1 protein-coding gene is annotated in these 513 nt (G+C 45.6%); it reads right to left on the bottom strand.

Annotated features, from left to right (window positions below):
• Positions 1–39 precede the first annotated feature (39 nt).
• On the bottom strand, positions 40–510 hold the full coding sequence (locus PsAD37_RS29620) for a reverse transcriptase family protein (RefSeq protein ID WP_369327188.1): 471 nt from the start codon (positions 508–510) through the stop codon (positions 40–42).
• Positions 511–513: the final 3 nt, after the last annotated feature.

Genomic DNA, 513 nt, shown 5'->3' with positions numbered 1-513 from the left:
CGTAAAGCCTTTAGCCACCTCAGCATAGTTCAGAATGAATCACCTCAGGAAATTCGCTTTACCTTGCAGGCTCTGCAATTGCTGCAAAGAAGCGGGGGGAGGAAGATTTACGATAGCCTCAACTTTAAGGGGATCCAAGCGGATGCCCTCTCGGGAGACGATGAACCCGAGAAGTCGACCAGATTCGACGCAGAAGACACATTTGTGAGTATTAAGCCTGATACGGTAGTGTTGATAGCGAAGAAACATCTCGCAAAGATGAACAGGGTGGTCTTGACGTTTGGTTGAATGAGATGGTAGGTCATCCAGGTATGGTTGTACAATGTGACGAATGTCATGAAAAGTGTAAGACATTGCACGTTGGAAGGTAGCACCAGTGTTCTTGAGACCGAAAGGGAGCTTCTTATAGGAAAAAGTTCCCCATGGACAGATAAAGGCAGTCTTGTGTTGGTCAGCAGGGGAAATATTTATCTGGTTATACCCAGAAAAACCGTCCTTAAAGGAATACATTTC

It is taken from the genome of Pseudovibrio sp. Ad37 (genome assembly GCF_001623075.1).
Lineage (GTDB): Bacteria > Pseudomonadota > Alphaproteobacteria > Rhizobiales > Stappiaceae > Pseudovibrio.
The sequence above is the reverse complement of the archived record's forward strand: the minus strand, read 5'-3'. Positions and strand labels throughout refer to the sequence as shown.

Bases quoted from the DNA above. Each gene is read 5' to 3' on its own strand.
- PsAD37_RS29620 (WP_369327188.1), bottom strand. From the start codon at position 510: ATGTATTCCTTTAAGGACGGTTTTTCTGGGTATAACCAGATAAATATT.